This window comes from Streptomyces sp. NPDC001401, from assembly GCF_042895385.1.
Taxonomy (GTDB): domain Bacteria; phylum Actinomycetota; class Actinomycetes; order Streptomycetales; family Streptomycetaceae; genus Streptomyces.
The window spans coordinates 1-16065 of the sequence record NZ_JBIAWI010000012.1; the positions used below are offsets into that span (position 1 = coordinate 1).

The following is a 16065-nucleotide window of genomic DNA, read 5'->3' on the forward strand; positions in this document are numbered from 1 at the left end:
GGTGAAGGCTGTCCGGCGGGCTGGTCAATGCCGGGCGAACCGGACGCCCGTCGGCTGCGCGACGTCCGGCTGCACGGCGGCGCCGTCGACGGTCAGCCGCTCCCCGTAGATGTCGGTGATCCTGACACCGGTCCCGCTCCCGGGGGGGACGGCACGCCAGCACCCGACGACCAGCAGCGCCAAGGGAATGCCCGTGACCAGTCCGCGCCTATCGGCCGTGCTGCTGCGACTGGCACCATTTCGGCGTCACGAACGCGTTCGCCATGCTGCGTCTGCTGGCGATGAGCGACAGGGACAAGGACGTCGAGATCCTCGTCCTGCGCCATCAGATCACCGTCCTGGACCGCCGACTCGGCAAGAAGAGGGTGCGGTTCCACCCGGGTGATCGGGCATTCGTGGCGGCGCCGCTGCACCAGCTCCCGAAGGACGTGCCGCCCAGGCTGCGGTTGCTGATGCGTCCGGACACGGTGCTGCGGTGGCACCGCGACCTGCTCGCGCGCCGCCACGCCGCCGCCTCCCAGCCGCCTCATGGGGCTTGTCGGGTCGTGAGTGAGACTCGATGAGTGGCCGCCAGCCGGCCGACTGAACGAGCATGCCGGTGGCGATGAGGGGTTTGCGGCCGATCCGGTCGGCGAGGTGGCCGGTGGGGCCTGTCCGGTGCCTCCACGAGATCGGGTAGAGGCCCTGTGGAAGGGAACCGGCGTCAGCACCTTGGCCGGGAGATACGGGGCCAGGTCGCGTTCCGCGAAGTGGCGCCGATCCGCGTCTGGCGGGTTGTGCTCAGGCGGGCCGGGTGGAGGCCCGTAGTTCGATCTCGTATCCGCCCTGTGGGGTGGGTTCGGCGGTGAGGGTGCCGTTGAGCAGTTCGGCGCGTTCTCTCAGGCCGATCAGGCCGTGCCGGGCGCTGGGCAGGGCGACGGACGGGCGGGTGGGGGCGGTGTTGGTGACGGTGACGCCGAAGTGCTGCGCGTCGTGCCACAGGCGCACCTCGGCGCGGGCGCCGGGGGCGTGCTTGCGTACGTTCGTGAGGGCTTCTTGGACCGTGCGGTAAATGGTGCGTTGGGCGGTGGTGCTGATGCCGGGCGGGAGCCCGCCGGTCAGGGTGGTCTCGATGCCGCTGTTGGCGATCAGCTGTTGGAGGTCGGCGAGGGTGGGCTGGGGGGTGAGTTCGGTTTCCTTGCCGCTGGAGGCGCGCAGCAGGGTGACCATGTGGCGGAGTTCGTCGAGGGTGTTCACGCTCAGGGTGCGGATGGTGCGGGCGGCGTCGCGGGCGTCGGGGTCCTTGGCGGCGACCTGCAGGGCTCCGGCCTGTACGGCGATGAGGCTGACCTGGTGGGAGACGACGTCGTGCATCTCGCGGGCCAGTTGGGCGCGTTCGCGGGCGAGGACGGTCTGGGCGTACAGGGCGCGTTCGTGTTCGCGGGCCACTTCGACCTCGACGAGCTGGCGGGCCACGTCGTGTCCGGCCTGCACGAGCTGGCCGCACAGGATCGGGGCGAAGGCCGTGGCCAGCGTGTAGACGAACTGGATGAGCGTCCAGGTGCGGTCGCCGGGAAACGTGTCGCCGGAAAACGTGTCGGACAGGGGCCAGGCGAGGGTGCTCGCCGCCGCGTTCAGCAGGGCGCAGCCAGCCAGCAGGGGGCGGTTGCGGGTGCGCGTGGCCAGCGTGTACAGGGCGGCGATCGGCGCGACCGCCACGTCCATGAACAGGGTCATGGGCAGGGTCAACAGGAAGACGGTCAGTGGAAAGCGCCTGCGCAGGAGCAGTCCGGCGCAGCCGAGGGCGGCGCAGGCCCATATGAACGGTGTCGCCTCGCCGTAGAGGTTGATCCAGGCGTCGAGGGCGGCCAGCACGACGAGGCCCGCGTCGACGGCCCAGGGCGGCACCCGCCGCCACCGTTCCTGAGCCGTGCTCATCATCCGTTGCTCCCTGCCTTGTTGGCGCCGTCGTCGCCGAGCAGTCCGGCCCGCTCCGCGAGGAGCGCCGCCTGGACGCGGCTGGAGACCCGGAGCTTGGTCAGGATCGAGCTGACGTGGTCCTTGACGGTGCCCGCGCTCAGATGGATGCGGGTGCCGATGTCGGCGTTGGACAGTCCTTCCGCGATCAGGACGAGGACGTCACGTTCGCGGTCGGTGAGCAGGTTCACGCGCGCCACGTCCTCCGCGACCTGGGGCGCGTCCGCCCCAGGATGGCCGCGCAGCAGAGCCCGCGAGGCTTTCGGGGACATCACCACGCCACCGGCGGCCAGGGTGCGTACGAGGTGGGCGAGTTGTTCGGGCTCGGTGTCCTTGAGCAGGAAGCCCGCGGCTCCCGAGCGCAGCGCGGTCAGGATGTACTCGTCGGTGTCGAAGGTGGTCAGCATGGCCACCGTCGGCGGCTCGGGCAGCGTCCGGATCTCCCTCAGGACGGTCAGGCCGTCCACATCCGGCATGCGGATGTCGAGGAGCACGACGTCCGGGTGCTCGCGCCGGATCACGTCGGCGGCCTGCGCTCCTTCCGCGGTCGCCACGACCTGGATGCCGTCGGAGGCGTTCAGGATCAGCTCGAACCCGGACCGCACCAGCGCCTCGTCGTCCACCACCACTACCCGGATCACCGGCGTTCCGCCTCACACTCGCCTGCTCTGTCCAGCTTCTCGGCGACCAGTACACCCCGCATCGGGGCGTCCACGTTCCCGCACGGTGATCGCCTGCCGTCGACACTACGTCCGGCACGGCGCGCGGCGGTGCGGCTGCTGTGGACACCCGCCACCCGGCAGGCCGGTTCCAGCCGGTCGGGGGGAAAGCTCCGGCCCGTCGGCGGGCGGGTGGGCGAGGCTCGGCGGATGGTGTCCGTGGTTGTCGTCCGGTGGGATCGGTCCGTGGGCCCGCCCGAGTCCGCGGGCCGCAGTCGATTTCCGTACCGTCAGAGGATCACCCAGCCATGCCCCGCCTGTACCTGCGTCAGCCTGTCCGTGCTCTGCGCCGCTGTGCGGCGCGGCCCCATGTGCTGTTCGGGGGCGTGTACGGGGCGGTACTGGCCAGCTCCATGGTGGCCGCCCTGACGGAGCAGGGTGAGACGGCGCCCGCCGACCGGTTCAGCAGCGCCGAGTGGCTCCTGGTCACGGCCGTCGCATCGGCCTTGGCGCACGGTTACGCACATCTGATCGCCCTGCGCGGCGACCGGACCCATCACGGTGTGCGCGCCGGGGTGCGGCTGTTGCTGTCCGAGTGGCCCTTGGTGGTGGCGACGGTGCCGACACTGGTCCTGCTGCTCGGCGCGGCCTGGGGGTGGTGGCCCTCGGCGGGCATCGAGTACGTGGCCTTCGCCGTGAACGTGGTGCTGCTGTTCGCCTGGGGCCTGCTCGCGGCCCGCGCCGCAGGTCGCACGTGGGGCTCCGCCTTGAAGATCGGCACAGTGGACGCGCTGCTCGGGCTGGCGGTCGTGGTGGCCAACGCCCTCATCAAGTAGGGCAGTTGGCCGTCCGGGGCCCGCCGAACGGCCGACGCGGCGCTGTTCCGCCGGTCGGAGGGGCAGACCCGGCCGGTCGGCGGGGGTGCTACCGAAGCCTGCCGGATGGTCCGCCTCCTGACGGCACCGAAGGATTTTCCGTATGACACAGATACAGCCGCCCCAGGAGACACCGGCTCCGCAGGAGAGCGCGCCTCCACGGTCCCGAACCTCGCCCGACTCCGCCGGGCAGACCCCCGGCGGTCCCTCGATGGGACGCCTGGTCGGGGTGGACCTGGCCCGCGCGCTGGCGGTGTTCGGCATGTACGTCGTGCACATCGGCCCGCCGCTGTCGGCCACACACGGCGTCGGCAGCTGGGTCCGGTACATCGCGGACGGCCACTCGTCGGTCCTGTTCGCCACCCTCGCCGGGTTCTCGCTGATGCTGATCGCGGGCCGCTTCGAGCCGAAGACCGGCCTGGCGGGCCGACAGGCGAAGGCCCGGATCGCGATCCGCGCCGTGATCCTCCTGGCGCTGGGCACCGTGATGGCGATGGAGTACGGGGGCGTGATCATCCTCGGCTTCTACGGCGTCTACTTCCTCCTCGCCCTGCCCCTGGTGCGACTGAGCGCGGGGACCCTCGCGATGATCGCGGCGGGGCTCGCGCTCGTCATGCCGCAGCTGGCGTTCGTCCTGACCATGGGGCTGAGCGAATCCGTCCAGCAGAGCATCAACGCCTACGACCCGCTCCGCCACCTCAGCGAGGTGGGAGTGCTCGATCTGCTGCTCACCGGTTTCTACCCGGCGCTCACCTGGATGCCGTTCGTGATCGCCGGCATGGCGCTCGGTCGCATGGACCTGTCGGCGGCCGCCGTCCAGCGGCGCCTGGCGGCGCTCGGCGCTTGCCTCGTCGTGGGGGCTTACGGCTTGTCCCTGCTGCTGGCGGGCAAGAACGCGTTGCGGAGCACGGCTGAGGACATGTCGTCGTCCAGTGGCTCCGGGGCGGCGTCCATGGGCAGCGGGTTCATGGAGCCCCAGCGGTCGTTCTCGGAACTGATGGCCGCCGGGCCGCACAGCGGCACCACGTTCGACATCATCGGCAGCGTGGGCGTCGCAATCCTCGTGATCGTGGGCGCGACGGTGGTGATGGACCGCCTGCCGCGTCTGCGCCGCCTGGCGAAGCCGGTCATCGCCGTGGGCACCATGTCCCTGACCGCCTACGTCGGCCACTTTGTCGCGCAGTCCGTGCTGTCCACACCCGCCGGGACAGGGACCCAGCAGTCCTGGGTGCCGCTGCTCATGTACGTCCTCGGGGCGATCGTGTTCGCCACCGTCTGGTCCCGCTTCTTCCGCCGCGGCCCTCTGGAGCACCTGCTCAACACCGCCACCAAGCCCGCCAAGTACGTCCGGTGAGGTCCGGCCGGGGTGGCTCGCCTTCCTGCCCCATCCCGGCCTGAACGGTCTGCCGAAGCCCGCAGGGGGATCGCCCTTGCGGGCTTCGGCTGTTGTTCTTGGCCGACTGATGTCGGGGACATGCGTGGGCAGGGTGCCGGCGCGGCCCGGGGGCGATCGTCAGTACTGGCAGGCGTGCAGGGAGCGTTGATCACGACGTGGCGTACGTGTGCGTCGGCTCGCGCCTGGCGCACGGTGCACCGCGCGCACGATCCCCGCACCACTCGGCGCCGCAGGCAGTCTCCAAGGTGCTGCCGTCGAGGGAGCTGACGGAGAAGAGGGTGTGATCCACGTGGGGAGGCAGCCGGGACAGGCAGGCGAAGAGCGACTCGGTGTCCCCTTCGCCCGAGGGTGTACTCCACCCTGAGGCCGGCGATGTGCTCGACGGGCTCGTCCGGGTCGCGGGGCTGTCGGCGAGCAGAACGTCGAGGAACCGGCCGTGGCGGTACAGCACGGCGTATCCGGCGGATGTCCGACGCCACCATCCCGCCACCCGGTACGGCCGGCGGCACCGGCGAGCCCATGGTCAAGCTGCCGCCAGCCTGGAGGCCCGGACCCTTTGGCAACCAAAACCGGCGAAGGAGGGAGGCAGGGGCGGCGGAGCCGGAGCCAGGCCCGCGGCTTCATCGAGATCAAGGACGGCACCGCCGCCTGAGGTGACCGCGGAGACGCCCACACCGGAGAGATCTGCGATCGCCGGCTCAGTGGACCAGTGACGCCGCCCGCGTGGCGAAGATGTGCACCCCTGCCTCGTAGAACTCAGGACGGACGACGAACAGGACACCCGCGCCCGCCACCAGCGTCAGGCCGAGAAGTTCCAGCAACCCGCCCCTGCCAGAAGTGACGTCACGGCCCGGCACGTCGATGCCGGCCGACGTCCCGAGGGTGGTTTCGGGCTCCTTGTCACGAACGCGCTGTGTCATGCCTCCAGCCTGGACGCCCAGCCGATCTCCGCACATCCGGCGACTGTCGGGTCCACCCCCGCCGAGTGGCTGGAGAAGACCGGCCTGCGGTGGTAGCGGCACATCAACTCTGCATGGCGACGACCGGTGCGTCAGGCTTGTCGGTCCCCGGGGAGCCGGGGCCGCCGACAGCCGACGGGGGCGGGCCGGTCAGGGACCGGGCGATGACCGCCGATCCGCCGCCGTGGAGCAGAACGCTGCCGAGCACCGTCAGGGTCATGGCGTACAGGGCGGTGTCGGCGTACCGCCCGTCCGGCAGAGCGTTGAACGCGAGCAGGCCGAACACGATGGAGGTGGTGCCGCGTGGTCCGAGCGCGCCGACAGGCCGGCGTCGGCCCGGGCGGAGCGCCGTCAGAGGCGCCGGGCCCCGCGCAGCCCCTGGGCGTAGTAGCCGTCGCCGTCGAGCCGTGAGGTGCCGCCCTTGTCACCCATGGTGGGGCCGCCCGCGTTCTTCCGGCTGGAGATGAAGCGCGGGTGGTCGGCGGTGTCCAGGCCGAGGTAGACACCGATGTGGCCGATCCGTTTGCCGGGCAGCTCCCGTGTTCTGAAGAAGACCAGGTCGCCGGGCTGGAGCTGCTGGATGACAGCGGGGCGGCGGTCGGTGAGAGGGATCACGGGCACGCCGAGCCGCCCGTGGGCGATCGCGTCGGGGGTCCGCTGCAGCCCGCTGCCCGCCGCGCCGTCCCGGCTGCCCAGCGGGAACTTGGCGCGGTATCCGTACACCAGCCGGACATAGCCGGAGCTGTCGACGGAGCGCGCGCGGTCCTTCTCGGGGCGGCGGGTGACCGTGTCGGGGAAGGTCCAGGGGATGCCCAGGTAGTCGTAGAAGTCCGAACCCGTGCGCGGGTTCGGCTTCCCTTGCCCGGCACGCTTGGAGTCACCGGCGGTGCCCGGTGTGTAGCGGGCGGCACCGCTGTATTTGACTCCCGCTGCCGTCGTCCGGACCGGGGCACCGGCGACGTAGTCGAAGGCCGTGGCGAGGATGTCGGGGTCGCGGCTGCCGAGCCGGGACCTGAGCCAGGTCCTGAACCAGCCGCTCCGCTCCGCGCCACGGGCCCATGCCTTGGGCAGCAGCCGCACCCAGCTCTTGGTGACGACCTTGGCATCCGTCGTACGCGGCTCCGCGAACGTCCTGCTGGGCCCTGTCAGTACGGCTGTACGGGCGCCGTCGGTGAACGTGGCGACGACGGTGCCGTGCCGGTCGCGGGCGACCGTGCGGGCGGGGTTGCCGATCCGCTCGAAGTGCAGCGGGCCGCTCCTGACCCGGATCCCGGAGCCCAGTGATGCCCGTGACATCTGGGATGCCCAGGATGCCGGTGGTGCCGGCGATGCCGCCGGGCTGTCGGTACGGTGCCTGAGCTGCAGGGTCAGCCCGCAGCTCGCCGCGAGCAGAACGGCTGTCACCAGGAACAGGACCGTGTTCCTGGTCAGGGAGAACCTACGGATTCTGGGCAGGAGGCGTTTCACTGGTCAACTCCGATGGGGGGAAGGGGAGATGGCGTCGCAGGTCGGTGCGGGGGCGGCTCATTTCGTGGGCAGGGCGCCCAGCAGCAGCCCGGAAACCAAGATCACGTAGGTGGCGAAGGTGACCGCGCCGGTGGAGAGGACCGTCGCTGTCTTGGGCTGCCTCTCGAGCTGGTAGGCGATGAGACCGGGGACGATGAACCCGAGGGCCTGATGGGCGAACAGCAGCGGGAACTGTTGCTGGAGCAACAGGGAGAGCCCGGCCTGGAGCAGGACACCGGTGAGCACGACGGCGGCGAACAGCCGCTTGCCGTAGAGGATGACGAAGCGCTGCAGCAGCTTGGTCAGCAGGTAGGTCAGGGCCGCCACGGCCGCGACCATGGCGGCGCGCCGCAGATCGCCGACGAGGGTGAGGGCGAGCCAGCCGGGGGTGATCATGCCGCCCGGTGAGAGGTTCGTGGTCAGGTAGCACAGGAGGGAGAACACCAGACCGAGTGCGATGCCGATGGCGGCGATCTGCGGGGTGACTACTGCGGGGATCAACGGGACGCTCCATGGGAGGAGTTGTGGGGGGCGACGAGTGATGTGTGGGCGTCGCTCGGGTCAGCCGGGTCGGCGGCGTCGGGGTGTTCGGGCGCGAGTGCCGTGAGCCGCTCCAGGAAGAGTTCGCCCTGGCCGTGGATGTTGCCGATGGCGACGAGCGAGGAGTCCGGCCCCAGGTGAGCCAGCAGCTCCGTGGTGAGCCGGTCGGGGTCGCGGCGGTCGCCGCCGAGATCGACGACGTTCCCGGTCCAGTGGGCGGGTATGGCGTCGGCGGCCGACTTGGTGGGGTGGCCGATGAGGAACACCGTCTCCGGGTCGAGCTGGGGGATGAGCGCGCCCATCTGGCCGTTGCGCTCCACACGGTCGGGACGGCAGTTGATGACGACGTGCAACGGGCGGTGGATCGCGCCCAGTTCGAGCAGCTGCTTGATGTTCATCAGCGTCGACTCGGGGTCGTTGGCGGCGAAGACGTTCGCGAATCGCAGCCGCTTTGCGTCAGGGGTGCGGTACCGCTCGACGGACAGCACACCCGGGTCCGGCGGCGCCTCGTGCATTCCCTTCAGCGCGGTCTCCCGGTCGACGCCGAGCAGTTCGGCGACCGCGATGGCGATGGCGACGTTCTCCTTGAAGGTGAACCAGCTGAAGCCGCGCAGTTCCTCGTCGGTGACGGTTTCCGGGTCGGCGTGGACCAGCTTGCAGTTCCGGGCGTCGGCCTCCTCCTGGAGGATGTGGAAGCGCTCCTTCTCGGCGGTGACACAGACGCCGCCCTCCGGCATCGAGCGACACAGGGAGCGGGCCACGTCGTCCAGCGTCGGGCCCATCTCGGCGAGATGGTCCTCGCGGACGTTGCAGAGCACGCCGATGGTGGAGCGGATCAGCTTGGACTGGTTGATCTCCTGGAGTGCGGGCATGACGGCCATGCACTCCATGACCAGGACATCGGGCCGGTAGCCGGCGGCCCGCCGGACGATGCCGATCTGCTCCACGACGTTGGCGATGCCGAACTTGCGGTAGACCGGCTCCTCGGTGGCATCGGGGTGGATGAACCGGGCCGCGGTGCCCGTGGTCTTGGCGACGGTCACCAGGCCGCTGCCGCGCAGCGCGCCCGCGCACAGCCGGGTGATGGAGGACTTGCCGCGAATGCCGTTGACCAGCACTCGGGTGGGTATGGCGGCGAGATTCGCGTCATGGCGGCGTTGTTCGACGATGCCTGCGAGGAGCAGGCCGGCGCAGCACGCCGCGAGGACGCAGTACAGGAAGAGCATGGCAGGTCAGCTCCTGGGACCGGGGCCTGACGGGGAAGTGGAGGAGGTGGACGCCCCGTCCGGGGAACCGGGCGCGGGCGGTGCGTCGGTGCGGAGGAGTCGCTGTCTGATCAGTTCGAGGCTGCGGGCGACGGATCCCACCTCGTCGTGGTAGCGCGGGTAGAGCACCGTTCTGCGGTCCCCGGCTGCCAACGCCTCGGCGCCCTGCGCGAGTTCACGTAGCGGCCGTACGACGACGAGGTACAGCCAGCCGAGGCAGAGGGCGCCCGTGGTCACCCCCAGCAGACCGACGAGCATGATCCGCCGCTGTGCCTCGTACTCGGGCAGACCGATCCAGAACACCGGCCTGATCGAGGCGACCTTCCAGCCGAGTGCGCTCGCGACGCCCAGCCTGTCGTTGAACGGCGCCACTGCGGCAACCGCCGGATCCCTCCAGCCGAGCAGCAGCTCGGCGGAGCCCTTGGTCGTGCGGACGGCCTTCATCTGGGCTCGCAGCCGGCCGTCGGAGACCCGCCCGAAGGCCACGAACCCCTTGTTGGACGCGATGACGCGATCCGCGGAGTCCACCAGCCATACCGAGCCGAGACCGGGGCGGTTGAGGATGCCGGTCAGGTACTGGACCTTGAACTCACCCACGACATAGTGGCGTCCGGACCTCGCCGGCGCGCCCTTGACCGGCTGAGCGGCCACGGCGGCGAGCACCGGTTCCGTGCCGGAGGTGTTCGTCTGCCTGACCCCGGGCCTGATGCGGACCTTCTTCGGGGTACGGGGTTCGTCGCCGGCCCGGAGGAGGATCTTGCCGGCGCCGTCGACGACGTACAGGGACCGATATCGGCCGTGCTGCTCCAGGGATCTGTCGAGGACCTTGCCCGCCTCCTCCGACCGGGAAGCGTCGATCACGGTGGCGAGATGGGTGAGATCCGCGTATCCGTCGTTGATCCCCCTGCGCACGCGATCAGCCGTCGTCTCGGTGCGTTGCCGCTGGTCGTCGGAGATCAGCCGCGGTACGACCGCAGCCGGGTGCGGCCAGGTGCTGCCGAGCGTCAGCAGCATCGACGCGGGCCAGGCCAGCAGAGCGAACGCGCACACCACAAGGACGGTGCGCAGCTCGAGCCGGCGCCGCCCCTTGCCCGTCCCGCGCGGAACACGCATCTCGGCCGGTGACTGCGCGACCGTCTCCTGCGACGGCCCGCCCCTGCCCCGGAGTTGCCCGCGCAGCGCCTCCAGCGCGGCGCCGACCCGGGCAGGTTCCCCGAAGTGGGGCATGTGGACGGGAGCCGTGAGGTCACCCGAGCCGAGCCTCTGCGCTTCGCGACGCAACCGCAGCAGAGGCCGCTGCACCACCATGTGCAGGGCGGCGGTGACCCCGGCCGCGAGGGCCAGTAGCACGGCCGCGGCGAGGAGGGCGAGACGAAGGTCACCGGTCCCGGCCCCATGGCGCTCGGTTTGCACCGTCGTGACGACCGTCAGTCCGAGTGCGCTGCTCGGACTCTCTTTCGTGGCAAGCCCCCGGGCCACTCCGGCGTACCCGACGGCGGTACGGGTGTTGCCGTCCGCCGCCCCGACGAGACTGCCGCTCGGACCGTCGAAGCCGCCGGCGGCGGCGGTGTCCGACGGTCCCTTGCTCTGCGCCTGGCGGGCTGCGGTGCCGGCCAGCGCCTTGGACCGGGCGGTGCCGGATCCCGGCCCGGCCGAGGTGAGAGTGGCCCCGTCACGGTCCACGACGGTGAGCGTGTGCTTCTTGCCGACGGAGATGCCCGGCGGCTTCAGGCTCTGGGAGGCGACGAGCAACTCCTGCCTGCCGCCTTGCGACAGCGTCGCAAAGGCCAGCAGCCGGGTGACGCCCGAGTCGTCCCGCACCAGTCTCGGTGGTGGGTTCGCCGGCAGTCCACGAAGGTTCACCTTCCCGAGCGGTACGGCCTCGCCCTGCGAGGCGAGCAGCCGACCGGTGGACTGGTCGACGACGGCGGTACCGCGCCACTTGGGGTAGGTCCGGTTGAGGCGGCTCAGCACTCCGTCCGCCGGTACGGACTCGGAGCCCGCGAAGTCCGCGGCCGCTGTCCGCAGATCGGTGACGCTCTGGTCGACGGATCCCTGCAGCGCGACCGCCCCGTCCTCGGCGATGTGCTGCTGGGAGCCGAGGACGGCCTCGGGAACGCCGCGTTCGGCATCGCTCCCGACGGCGAACACCGTCAGGCCCGCGACGAGCGCCAACAGAACCGGCAGGGCCGCCAGTGGCGGCCGCACACCTCCTAACACCGCCATGTCCGCGCGACGCCGAGCGGAGCGCAATTTGGATATCGGGGATCGGGTGGTGGTCAAGAAGAATCCTTTCCAGGAAAGAAGTTCTCGACCTGTCTGACGACGGGAATGCTTCGCCGGTTTATCGGGGAGGTGTGACGGTGCTCACCGAAAGAATGTAACAGCCGCCATGACATGCTGGTTTGCATACCCGCGACCATGGTGAATTTAGGCTTCACGAAATGCAAACAATTGCGATGGACCAACCCGCGAACGGGACGACAATTACCCGCAAGGATTATTTTGCATTTCTTCTTCCTCCGCCATCCCGCAGTCGGCTGTTTCACCCCCGCCGATCGGCGGGGGTGCGGCAGTCGTAGAGGCCGAAGCTGCCCCTCGTGCGCCAGCCGTAGGCCCCGGAGCGGACGCGCTTGCAGTGGGTCTTCACCCAAGTCGTGGCGGGGGTGGTGGGTCGCAGGTGGGTGAGCAGCACGTAGCGGAGTTGGTGGGTGGCGATCAGGTTGCCGAGCTGCGGGGCGCTGGGGAAGGGGGTCTTCCCGGTGAACCCGCCCATGACGAGCACGGGTTGGGACTGAGCGCGCAGCAGACGTTCCGCGGGGTAGGCGGCCTGGGTCGCGAGCAGGTACTTCTCGCCCTTGCGGTGGGCGATGAGGTAGTCCAGCAGCGCGGCGTCGCGGGCGCTGGGCCGGCCGAGCTCGGCCCGGCGGAGAGCGGACGGGTCGTGAAGGGCCGTGTGGTGGACTGCAGGTGCTCGCGGACCGGGTCCGGCTCGGTCAAGGGCCGCTGATCTGCCAGGAGATGGCCGCCGTGTTCGGCATGGACGTGGTGTCGGCGCGGGTGGAGGCACTGCGGTCGTAGGCGAGACGCCTGGTCGCGCGGGGCTGGCTGGCCGAGCAGCAGCCGGGCCGGTTCACGCTCGCGCAGGATGTGGCTGATGAGGATCTCGGAAAACAGCCAAGGCTACTCGTTGCCCCACTTGGTCCGGCGTTCAGCAGAGTGGGTAGCTTCAGCGAGCGTCGCGCACGTTGTCGGCCGGGACCGCCCACCCGTCGACTGTGCGGGCCGAGCCGGCCGGTCAGGGACGCGGGGCTTGAGCAGTATCCGATCGGCCAGTGGTGTCAGCGCCCCGCCGGAGTTCGGGCTCCGTGCCACTGGCCGGTCGAATGCGGGCGGCGCGGTCGAACCTCGCCTTCTCAACGAGGACTTGCACAGTCTCGACGAGGGCGACCACGGTCGGTACCGGGTCGAGCACATGTCTGATCGCGGCGGCCGGCGGGCCAGCGGCAGCTTCTAGGATCTGCGGCATGGCAACACGACTTGTGCAGATCAATATGAAGGCCCAGGACGACTCCGTGCTCGGCCGGTTCTGGGCGGAGGCACTCGGCTGGGGTGTCGACAGCGAGGGACCCGGTGTGACGAACCTCGAACCCGTGGGGTTCGCCTACCCCGACCCCACGGCCGTCTGCATCGACATCATCGCCCGCCCGGAACCCAAAACGGTCAAGAACCGGGTGCACGTTGATCTGGCCACCACCTCGACCGCCCATCAGGCGGAGTTGGTCGCACGCCTGAAGGATCTCGGCGCGACGCTCGCCGACGTGGGTCAGGGCAACGTCCCCTGGACGGTCATGGCCGACCCGGAGGGCAACGAGTTCTGCGTCCTGGAGCCCCGCCCGATCTACCGGGACACCGGGCCGATCGCCGCGGTGGTGGTCGACTGCACCGACCCACGAGAGATGGCCCGGTTCTGGGGCGAGGCGATGGACTGGACGCTGCACGAGGTCGCCGACGACCACGCGACCATGCGCTCCGCCAAGGGCGTCGGCCCCTACCTGGAGTTCCTCCGCACCCCCGACACCAAGAGCGTGTGGAACCGCGTCCACCTCGACGTCTGCCCCTACCCCGGTGACGACCTGGCAGCAGAGGCAGCCCGACTGCGCGCCCTGGGAGCCACTGACCCGGGTATCGACCAGTCCGCCATCTCCTGGACGGTTCTGGCCGACCCGGAGGGCAACGAGTTCTGCCTCCTCACCCCTCGCTGACGGCACCACCCGCCGGCCCTCGGCCACCATGGACACTCCGCCCGCCCCCGGAACGGGCTGTCCATCGGGCGGCCGCGCCTGTGACGCCCGGTCAGGTCAGGCATGGCTGGGGAGGTCCATCGAGGATGTGGGGTAACTCCCGATCAGGGGTGGCCGTATTCAAGGTTCAGGCAAGATTCTTGCGGAGCGTGACGGAGCGTCACCTTCCTGGCATCGTCACCTATGTGTGATGAACGTCTTGGACGTCGTGTTTCCGCATCTGAAGTCGGGTTGGTGGAGCGGGTGTTCGTGGAGGGCGGCACGGTACACGTCACCGCGCGTACTCCGGAGGACCGCGTGGTGGACTGCCCCCGGTTGCGGCATGGCCGCGCATCGTGTCCATGGCCGGTATCAGCGGCACCTCGCCGATACCGCTGTCGCCGGTCGTCCGGTAGTCGTCCACTTGTTGGGTGCGCCGTCTCATCTGCGATCAGCCAACATGCCTGCGCCGTACGTTCGTTGAGCAGGTCTGTCATCAGCACCGTGGCTGCCTGAAGAAGCATGCCGAGCGCGGGCGCGACCAGCCGGTGCAGATGCCCGTCCGTGGCGTCCTGCCCCCGACGCTGATCGTCCGGCGCGTCCTGGACCGGCATGTGGAGATCAACCGCATGCTCGCTGTCGGCTACCCGATCAGCGAGATCGCCCGCCGCCCGGGTCCCTCCACGGTTCCGTCATCTCCACAGACTCGCGTCGAGCCACGCGAGGGCCTACGGCATGATCACGACAGGTTCGGGGTCACCAGGGGATGACGCCGTCGTCCTCGAAGAACGAACCGGTCGGGCCGCCTTCGGGCAGCGTGGCGAGCCGGATCGCTGTGGCTGCGCCCTGCTCGGGAGTGCGGGGTCCGTGGAAGCCGTTGAAGTCGGTCGCGACGAGGCCCGGGCAGGCGGCGTTGATCAGGATGTTCGTGCCGGTGAACTGCCGGGCGTACTGGACGGTGACAGCGTTGAGGAACGACTTCGACGGCGAGTAGGCCGCCATGACGGGGCCGATCTCGATGTCCGGGTCCGCCTGCCGGGTCAGGGAGCCGACGGAACTGGAGACGTTGACGATGCGCGGCGACGTCGAGCGCCGCAGCAGTGGCAGCATCGCGTTGGTCACCCGGATGACACCGATGACGTTGGTCTCCACCACCCTGCGGACCACGTCGAGGTCGAGCGTGGTCGGGTCCTGCACCCACCCCGGGCCCATCTCTCCTGAGATACCGGCGTTGTTGACCAGGACGTCCAGGCGCCCGGCCTGTCGTTCGATCAGTTCCGCGGCGTCGGCGACGCTCTGGTCTCCGGTCACGTCCAGCGGTACCCCGAAGGCGTCCACCCCGGTGGCGCGCAGCTTCTCGACGGCGGTCTCGCGCCGGGCCTCGTCGCGGGCCCCCACGCCCACGCGGTATCCGAGGGCGCCCAGCCCGGTCGCGATTTCGTACCCGATTCCCTTGTTCGCACCGGTCACCAGTGCGATCTTCGTCTCGCTCATGCCGTTGATGCTCGCTCGTGGGCGAGCGGTGCATCAAACACCGATACGGTGCCCTGTCATACCCGGTAGGTATCACTGAGCTAGTCTGTGGCCGTGGACACCTTGGAGACCCGCGAGTTGAGGTACTTCGTGGCCGTCGCCGAGGAACTGCACTTCGGCCGCGCAGCCGAGCGCCTCGGCATGGCTCAACCACCACTGTCCCGAGCGATTCAGCAGCTCGAACGGCGCCTCGGCGTCTCCCTGTTGCAACGCAACCGCCGCGGCGTCTCCCTGACCGGCGCCGGAGAGGTGCTGCTGCACGAGGGCCGCGCCGCCCTCGACGCGACCAGTGCCGCCGCCCGCCGCACCCGTCGCGCCGGTGGCGCGGACAGTCCGGGTGGCCCCCGCAATCGCCTGGTGCTGGCGGTGAAGGCCGCCGCGGCTCACGAACTGCTGCAGAAGCTTCTTTACGCCTACGCGGCCGAGCCCGATGCCGCCGAGATCGAGGTGCTGCCGTGCGGCTTCTGCGAGCAGGAAGAGCTGCTGCGCGACGGCCGCGCCGATGTGGCGCTCATGCACGCGCCGTTCAACTCCCTCGCCGGGTTCGACAGCGAGGTACTGATGACCGAGGGGCAGATCGCCGTCCTGCCCGCCGGGCACCCCCTCGCCGCGCGCAGGACTCTGTCCCTGGCCGACGTCAGCGACATCCCCGATCTTCCGCTCGCCCGCTGGCCCCGCCACGGCACGTACCCACCCGGCCCGGGCCCCGAGATCCGGGACCAGACGCAGCTGGCCCAGCTGATCGCCCTCGGACGCACCATGGCCGTCTTCCCCGACTCCGCCCGCGCCTGGCTGTGGGCCGAGCACACCGCCGTCCCCCTGACCGACGCGCCCCCCGTCGTCACCCACATCGCCTGGCCCGCGCACAGCCGCTCCCTGGCCCTCGCCGGGCTGATCCGCACGGCCGCACAACTATGACCCTCTCTTGCCTTCCCTCACCGGCGTACGAGCGCCGCGCCTTCTTCCCCGGTCAGGCGGCTACCGCCGCGCCCTTCCGAGCGCACTGAAGTCGACGTCGAGCTGGGCGTCGTAGTCGTCCGGGGTGATGCCGAGCTCGTAGGTGGAGTTCTCGCCGAAGCGCATGATGTGCTCG

Annotated in this window: 16 protein-coding genes and 1 pseudogene; 6 read left to right on the forward strand and 11 right to left on the reverse strand. The window is 70.2% G+C overall.

Annotated features, from left to right (window positions below; genetic code table 11):
* Positions 1 to 24: 24 nt before the first annotated feature.
* Positions 25 to 183 carry a hypothetical protein gene (locus tag ACFY10_RS33575; RefSeq protein ID WP_390669007.1) on the reverse strand — a complete coding sequence of 53 codons (159 nt, stop codon included), beginning with the start codon at positions 181 to 183 and terminating at the stop codon, positions 25 to 27.
* A gap of 80 nt (positions 184 to 263) precedes the next feature.
* Between ACFY10_RS33575 and ACFY10_RS33580 the strand changes: the two genes are divergently transcribed.
* Positions 264 to 563 carry a hypothetical protein gene (locus tag ACFY10_RS33580; protein WP_390669008.1) on the forward strand — a complete coding sequence of 100 codons (300 nt, stop codon included), beginning with the start codon at positions 264 to 266 and terminating at the stop codon, positions 561 to 563.
* A gap of 217 nt (positions 564 to 780) precedes the next feature.
* Here the strand turns inward: ACFY10_RS33580 and ACFY10_RS33585 are convergent, their stop codons facing one another.
* Positions 781 to 1917 carry a sensor histidine kinase gene (locus tag ACFY10_RS33585; RefSeq protein ID WP_390669261.1) on the reverse strand — a complete coding sequence of 379 codons (1137 nt, stop codon included), beginning with the start codon at positions 1915 to 1917 and terminating at the stop codon, positions 781 to 783.
* Positions 1917 to 2585 (reverse strand): response regulator, encoded by a 669-nt coding sequence (locus ACFY10_RS33590; RefSeq protein ID WP_390669262.1) that lies wholly within the window; start codon positions 2583 to 2585, stop codon positions 1917 to 1919. The genes ACFY10_RS33585 and ACFY10_RS33590 overlap by 1 nt, the downstream gene beginning before the upstream one ends.
* A gap of 338 nt (positions 2586 to 2923) precedes the next feature.
* Here ACFY10_RS33590 and ACFY10_RS33595 point away from each other — a divergent pair, with 338 nt between their 5' ends.
* Together ACFY10_RS33595 and ACFY10_RS33600 are read left to right on the forward strand one after the other, a co-directional pair.
* Positions 2924 to 3451 carry a hypothetical protein gene (locus tag ACFY10_RS33595; RefSeq protein ID WP_390669009.1) on the forward strand — a complete coding sequence of 176 codons (528 nt, stop codon included), beginning with the start codon at positions 2924 to 2926 and terminating at the stop codon, positions 3449 to 3451.
* 142 nt (positions 3452 to 3593) lie between these two features.
* The gene (locus ACFY10_RS33600; protein WP_390669010.1) at positions 3594 to 4844 is read left to right on the forward strand and encodes a DUF418 domain-containing protein; all 1251 of its coding nucleotides are present in this window, start codon (positions 3594 to 3596) and stop codon (positions 4842 to 4844) included.
* 740 nt (positions 4845 to 5584) lie between these two features.
* On the opposite strand, the gene ACFY10_RS33605 is transcribed toward ACFY10_RS33600, so the two are convergent.
* The 7 genes from ACFY10_RS33605 to ACFY10_RS33635 form a co-directional block, all read right to left on the reverse strand.
* Entirely contained in the window at positions 5585 to 5806 is a 222-nt protein-coding gene (locus ACFY10_RS33605; RefSeq protein WP_390669011.1) for a hypothetical protein, read from the reverse strand.
* Between the two features lie 103 nt (positions 5807 to 5909).
* Positions 5910 to 6131, reverse strand: a complete 222-nt coding sequence (locus tag ACFY10_RS33610; RefSeq protein WP_390669012.1) for a hypothetical protein — start codon at positions 6129 to 6131, stop codon at positions 5910 to 5912.
* 65 nt (positions 6132 to 6196) lie between these two features.
* Entirely contained in the window at positions 6197 to 7312 is a 1116-nt protein-coding gene (locus ACFY10_RS33615; protein ID WP_390669013.1) for an NlpC/P60 family protein, read from the reverse strand.
* Between the two features lie 57 nt (positions 7313 to 7369).
* A complete protein-coding gene (locus ACFY10_RS33620; protein ID WP_390669014.1) occupies positions 7370 to 7852 on the reverse strand; it encodes a poly-gamma-glutamate biosynthesis protein PgsC/CapC in 483 nt (160 codons plus the stop codon).
* On the reverse strand, positions 7849 to 9117 hold the full coding sequence (pgsB, locus tag ACFY10_RS33625) for a poly-gamma-glutamate synthase PgsB (RefSeq protein ID WP_390669015.1): 1269 nt from the start codon (positions 9115 to 9117) through the stop codon (positions 7849 to 7851). Before pgsB ends, ACFY10_RS33620 begins: the two co-directional genes overlap by 4 nt.
* Before the next feature lie 6 nt (positions 9118 to 9123).
* The gene (locus tag ACFY10_RS33630) at positions 9124 to 11364 is read right to left on the reverse strand and encodes a HAMP domain-containing protein (RefSeq protein ID WP_390669016.1); all 2241 of its coding nucleotides are present in this window, start codon (positions 11362 to 11364) and stop codon (positions 9124 to 9126) included.
* Positions 11365 to 11701: 337 nt separating this feature from the next.
* On the reverse strand, positions 11702 to 11932 hold the full coding sequence (locus ACFY10_RS33635) for a hypothetical protein (protein WP_390669017.1): 231 nt from the start codon (positions 11930 to 11932) through the stop codon (positions 11702 to 11704).
* Between the two features lie 188 nt (positions 11933 to 12120).
* On the opposite strand from ACFY10_RS33635, the pseudogene ACFY10_RS33640 reads away from it, so the two are divergent.
* Positions 12121 to 12312 (forward strand): annotated as a pseudogene (locus tag ACFY10_RS33640) (hypothetical protein); the annotation flags it as partial.
* A 371-nt stretch (positions 12313 to 12683) separates the two neighbouring features.
* Positions 12684 to 13421, forward strand: coding sequence for a VOC family protein (locus ACFY10_RS33645; protein ID WP_390669018.1), 738 nt, complete (start codon positions 12684 to 12686; stop codon positions 13419 to 13421).
* A gap of 774 nt (positions 13422 to 14195) precedes the next feature.
* Here ACFY10_RS33645 and ACFY10_RS33650 read toward each other — a convergent pair.
* A complete protein-coding gene (locus ACFY10_RS33650) occupies positions 14196 to 14933 on the reverse strand; it encodes an SDR family oxidoreductase (protein ID WP_390669019.1) in 738 nt (245 codons plus the stop codon).
* A 93-nt stretch (positions 14934 to 15026) separates the two neighbouring features.
* Here ACFY10_RS33650 and ACFY10_RS33655 point away from each other — a divergent pair, with 93 nt between their 5' ends.
* On the forward strand, positions 15027 to 15890 hold the full coding sequence (locus ACFY10_RS33655; protein ID WP_390669020.1) for a LysR family transcriptional regulator: 864 nt from the start codon (positions 15027 to 15029) through the stop codon (positions 15888 to 15890).
* Positions 15891 to 16065: the final 175 nt, after the last annotated feature.

Bases quoted from the DNA above. Each gene is read 5' to 3' on its own strand.
- pgsB (WP_390669015.1), bottom strand. From the start codon at position 9,117: ATGCTCTTCCTGTACTGCGTCCTCGCGGCGTGCTGCGCCGGCCTGCTC.
- ACFY10_RS33580 (WP_390669008.1), top strand. From the start codon at position 264: ATGCTGCGTCTGCTGGCGATGAGCGACAGGGACAAGGACGTCGAGATC.
- ACFY10_RS33645 (WP_390669018.1), top strand. From the start codon at position 12,684: ATGGCAACACGACTTGTGCAGATCAATATGAAGGCCCAGGACGACTCC.
- ACFY10_RS33605 (WP_390669011.1), bottom strand. From the start codon at position 5,806: ATGACACAGCGCGTTCGTGACAAGGAGCCCGAAACCACCCTCGGGACG.
- ACFY10_RS33635 (WP_390669017.1), bottom strand. From the start codon at position 11,932: ATGGGCGGGTTCACCGGGAAGACCCCCTTCCCCAGCGCCCCGCAGCTC.
- ACFY10_RS33585 (WP_390669261.1), bottom strand. From the start codon at position 1,917: ATGAGCACGGCTCAGGAACGGTGGCGGCGGGTGCCGCCCTGGGCCGTC.
- ACFY10_RS33600 (WP_390669010.1), top strand. From the start codon at position 3,594: ATGACACAGATACAGCCGCCCCAGGAGACACCGGCTCCGCAGGAGAGC.
- ACFY10_RS33650 (WP_390669019.1), bottom strand. From the start codon at position 14,933: ATGAGCGAGACGAAGATCGCACTGGTGACCGGTGCGAACAAGGGAATC.
- ACFY10_RS33595 (WP_390669009.1), top strand. From the start codon at position 2,924: ATGCCCCGCCTGTACCTGCGTCAGCCTGTCCGTGCTCTGCGCCGCTGT.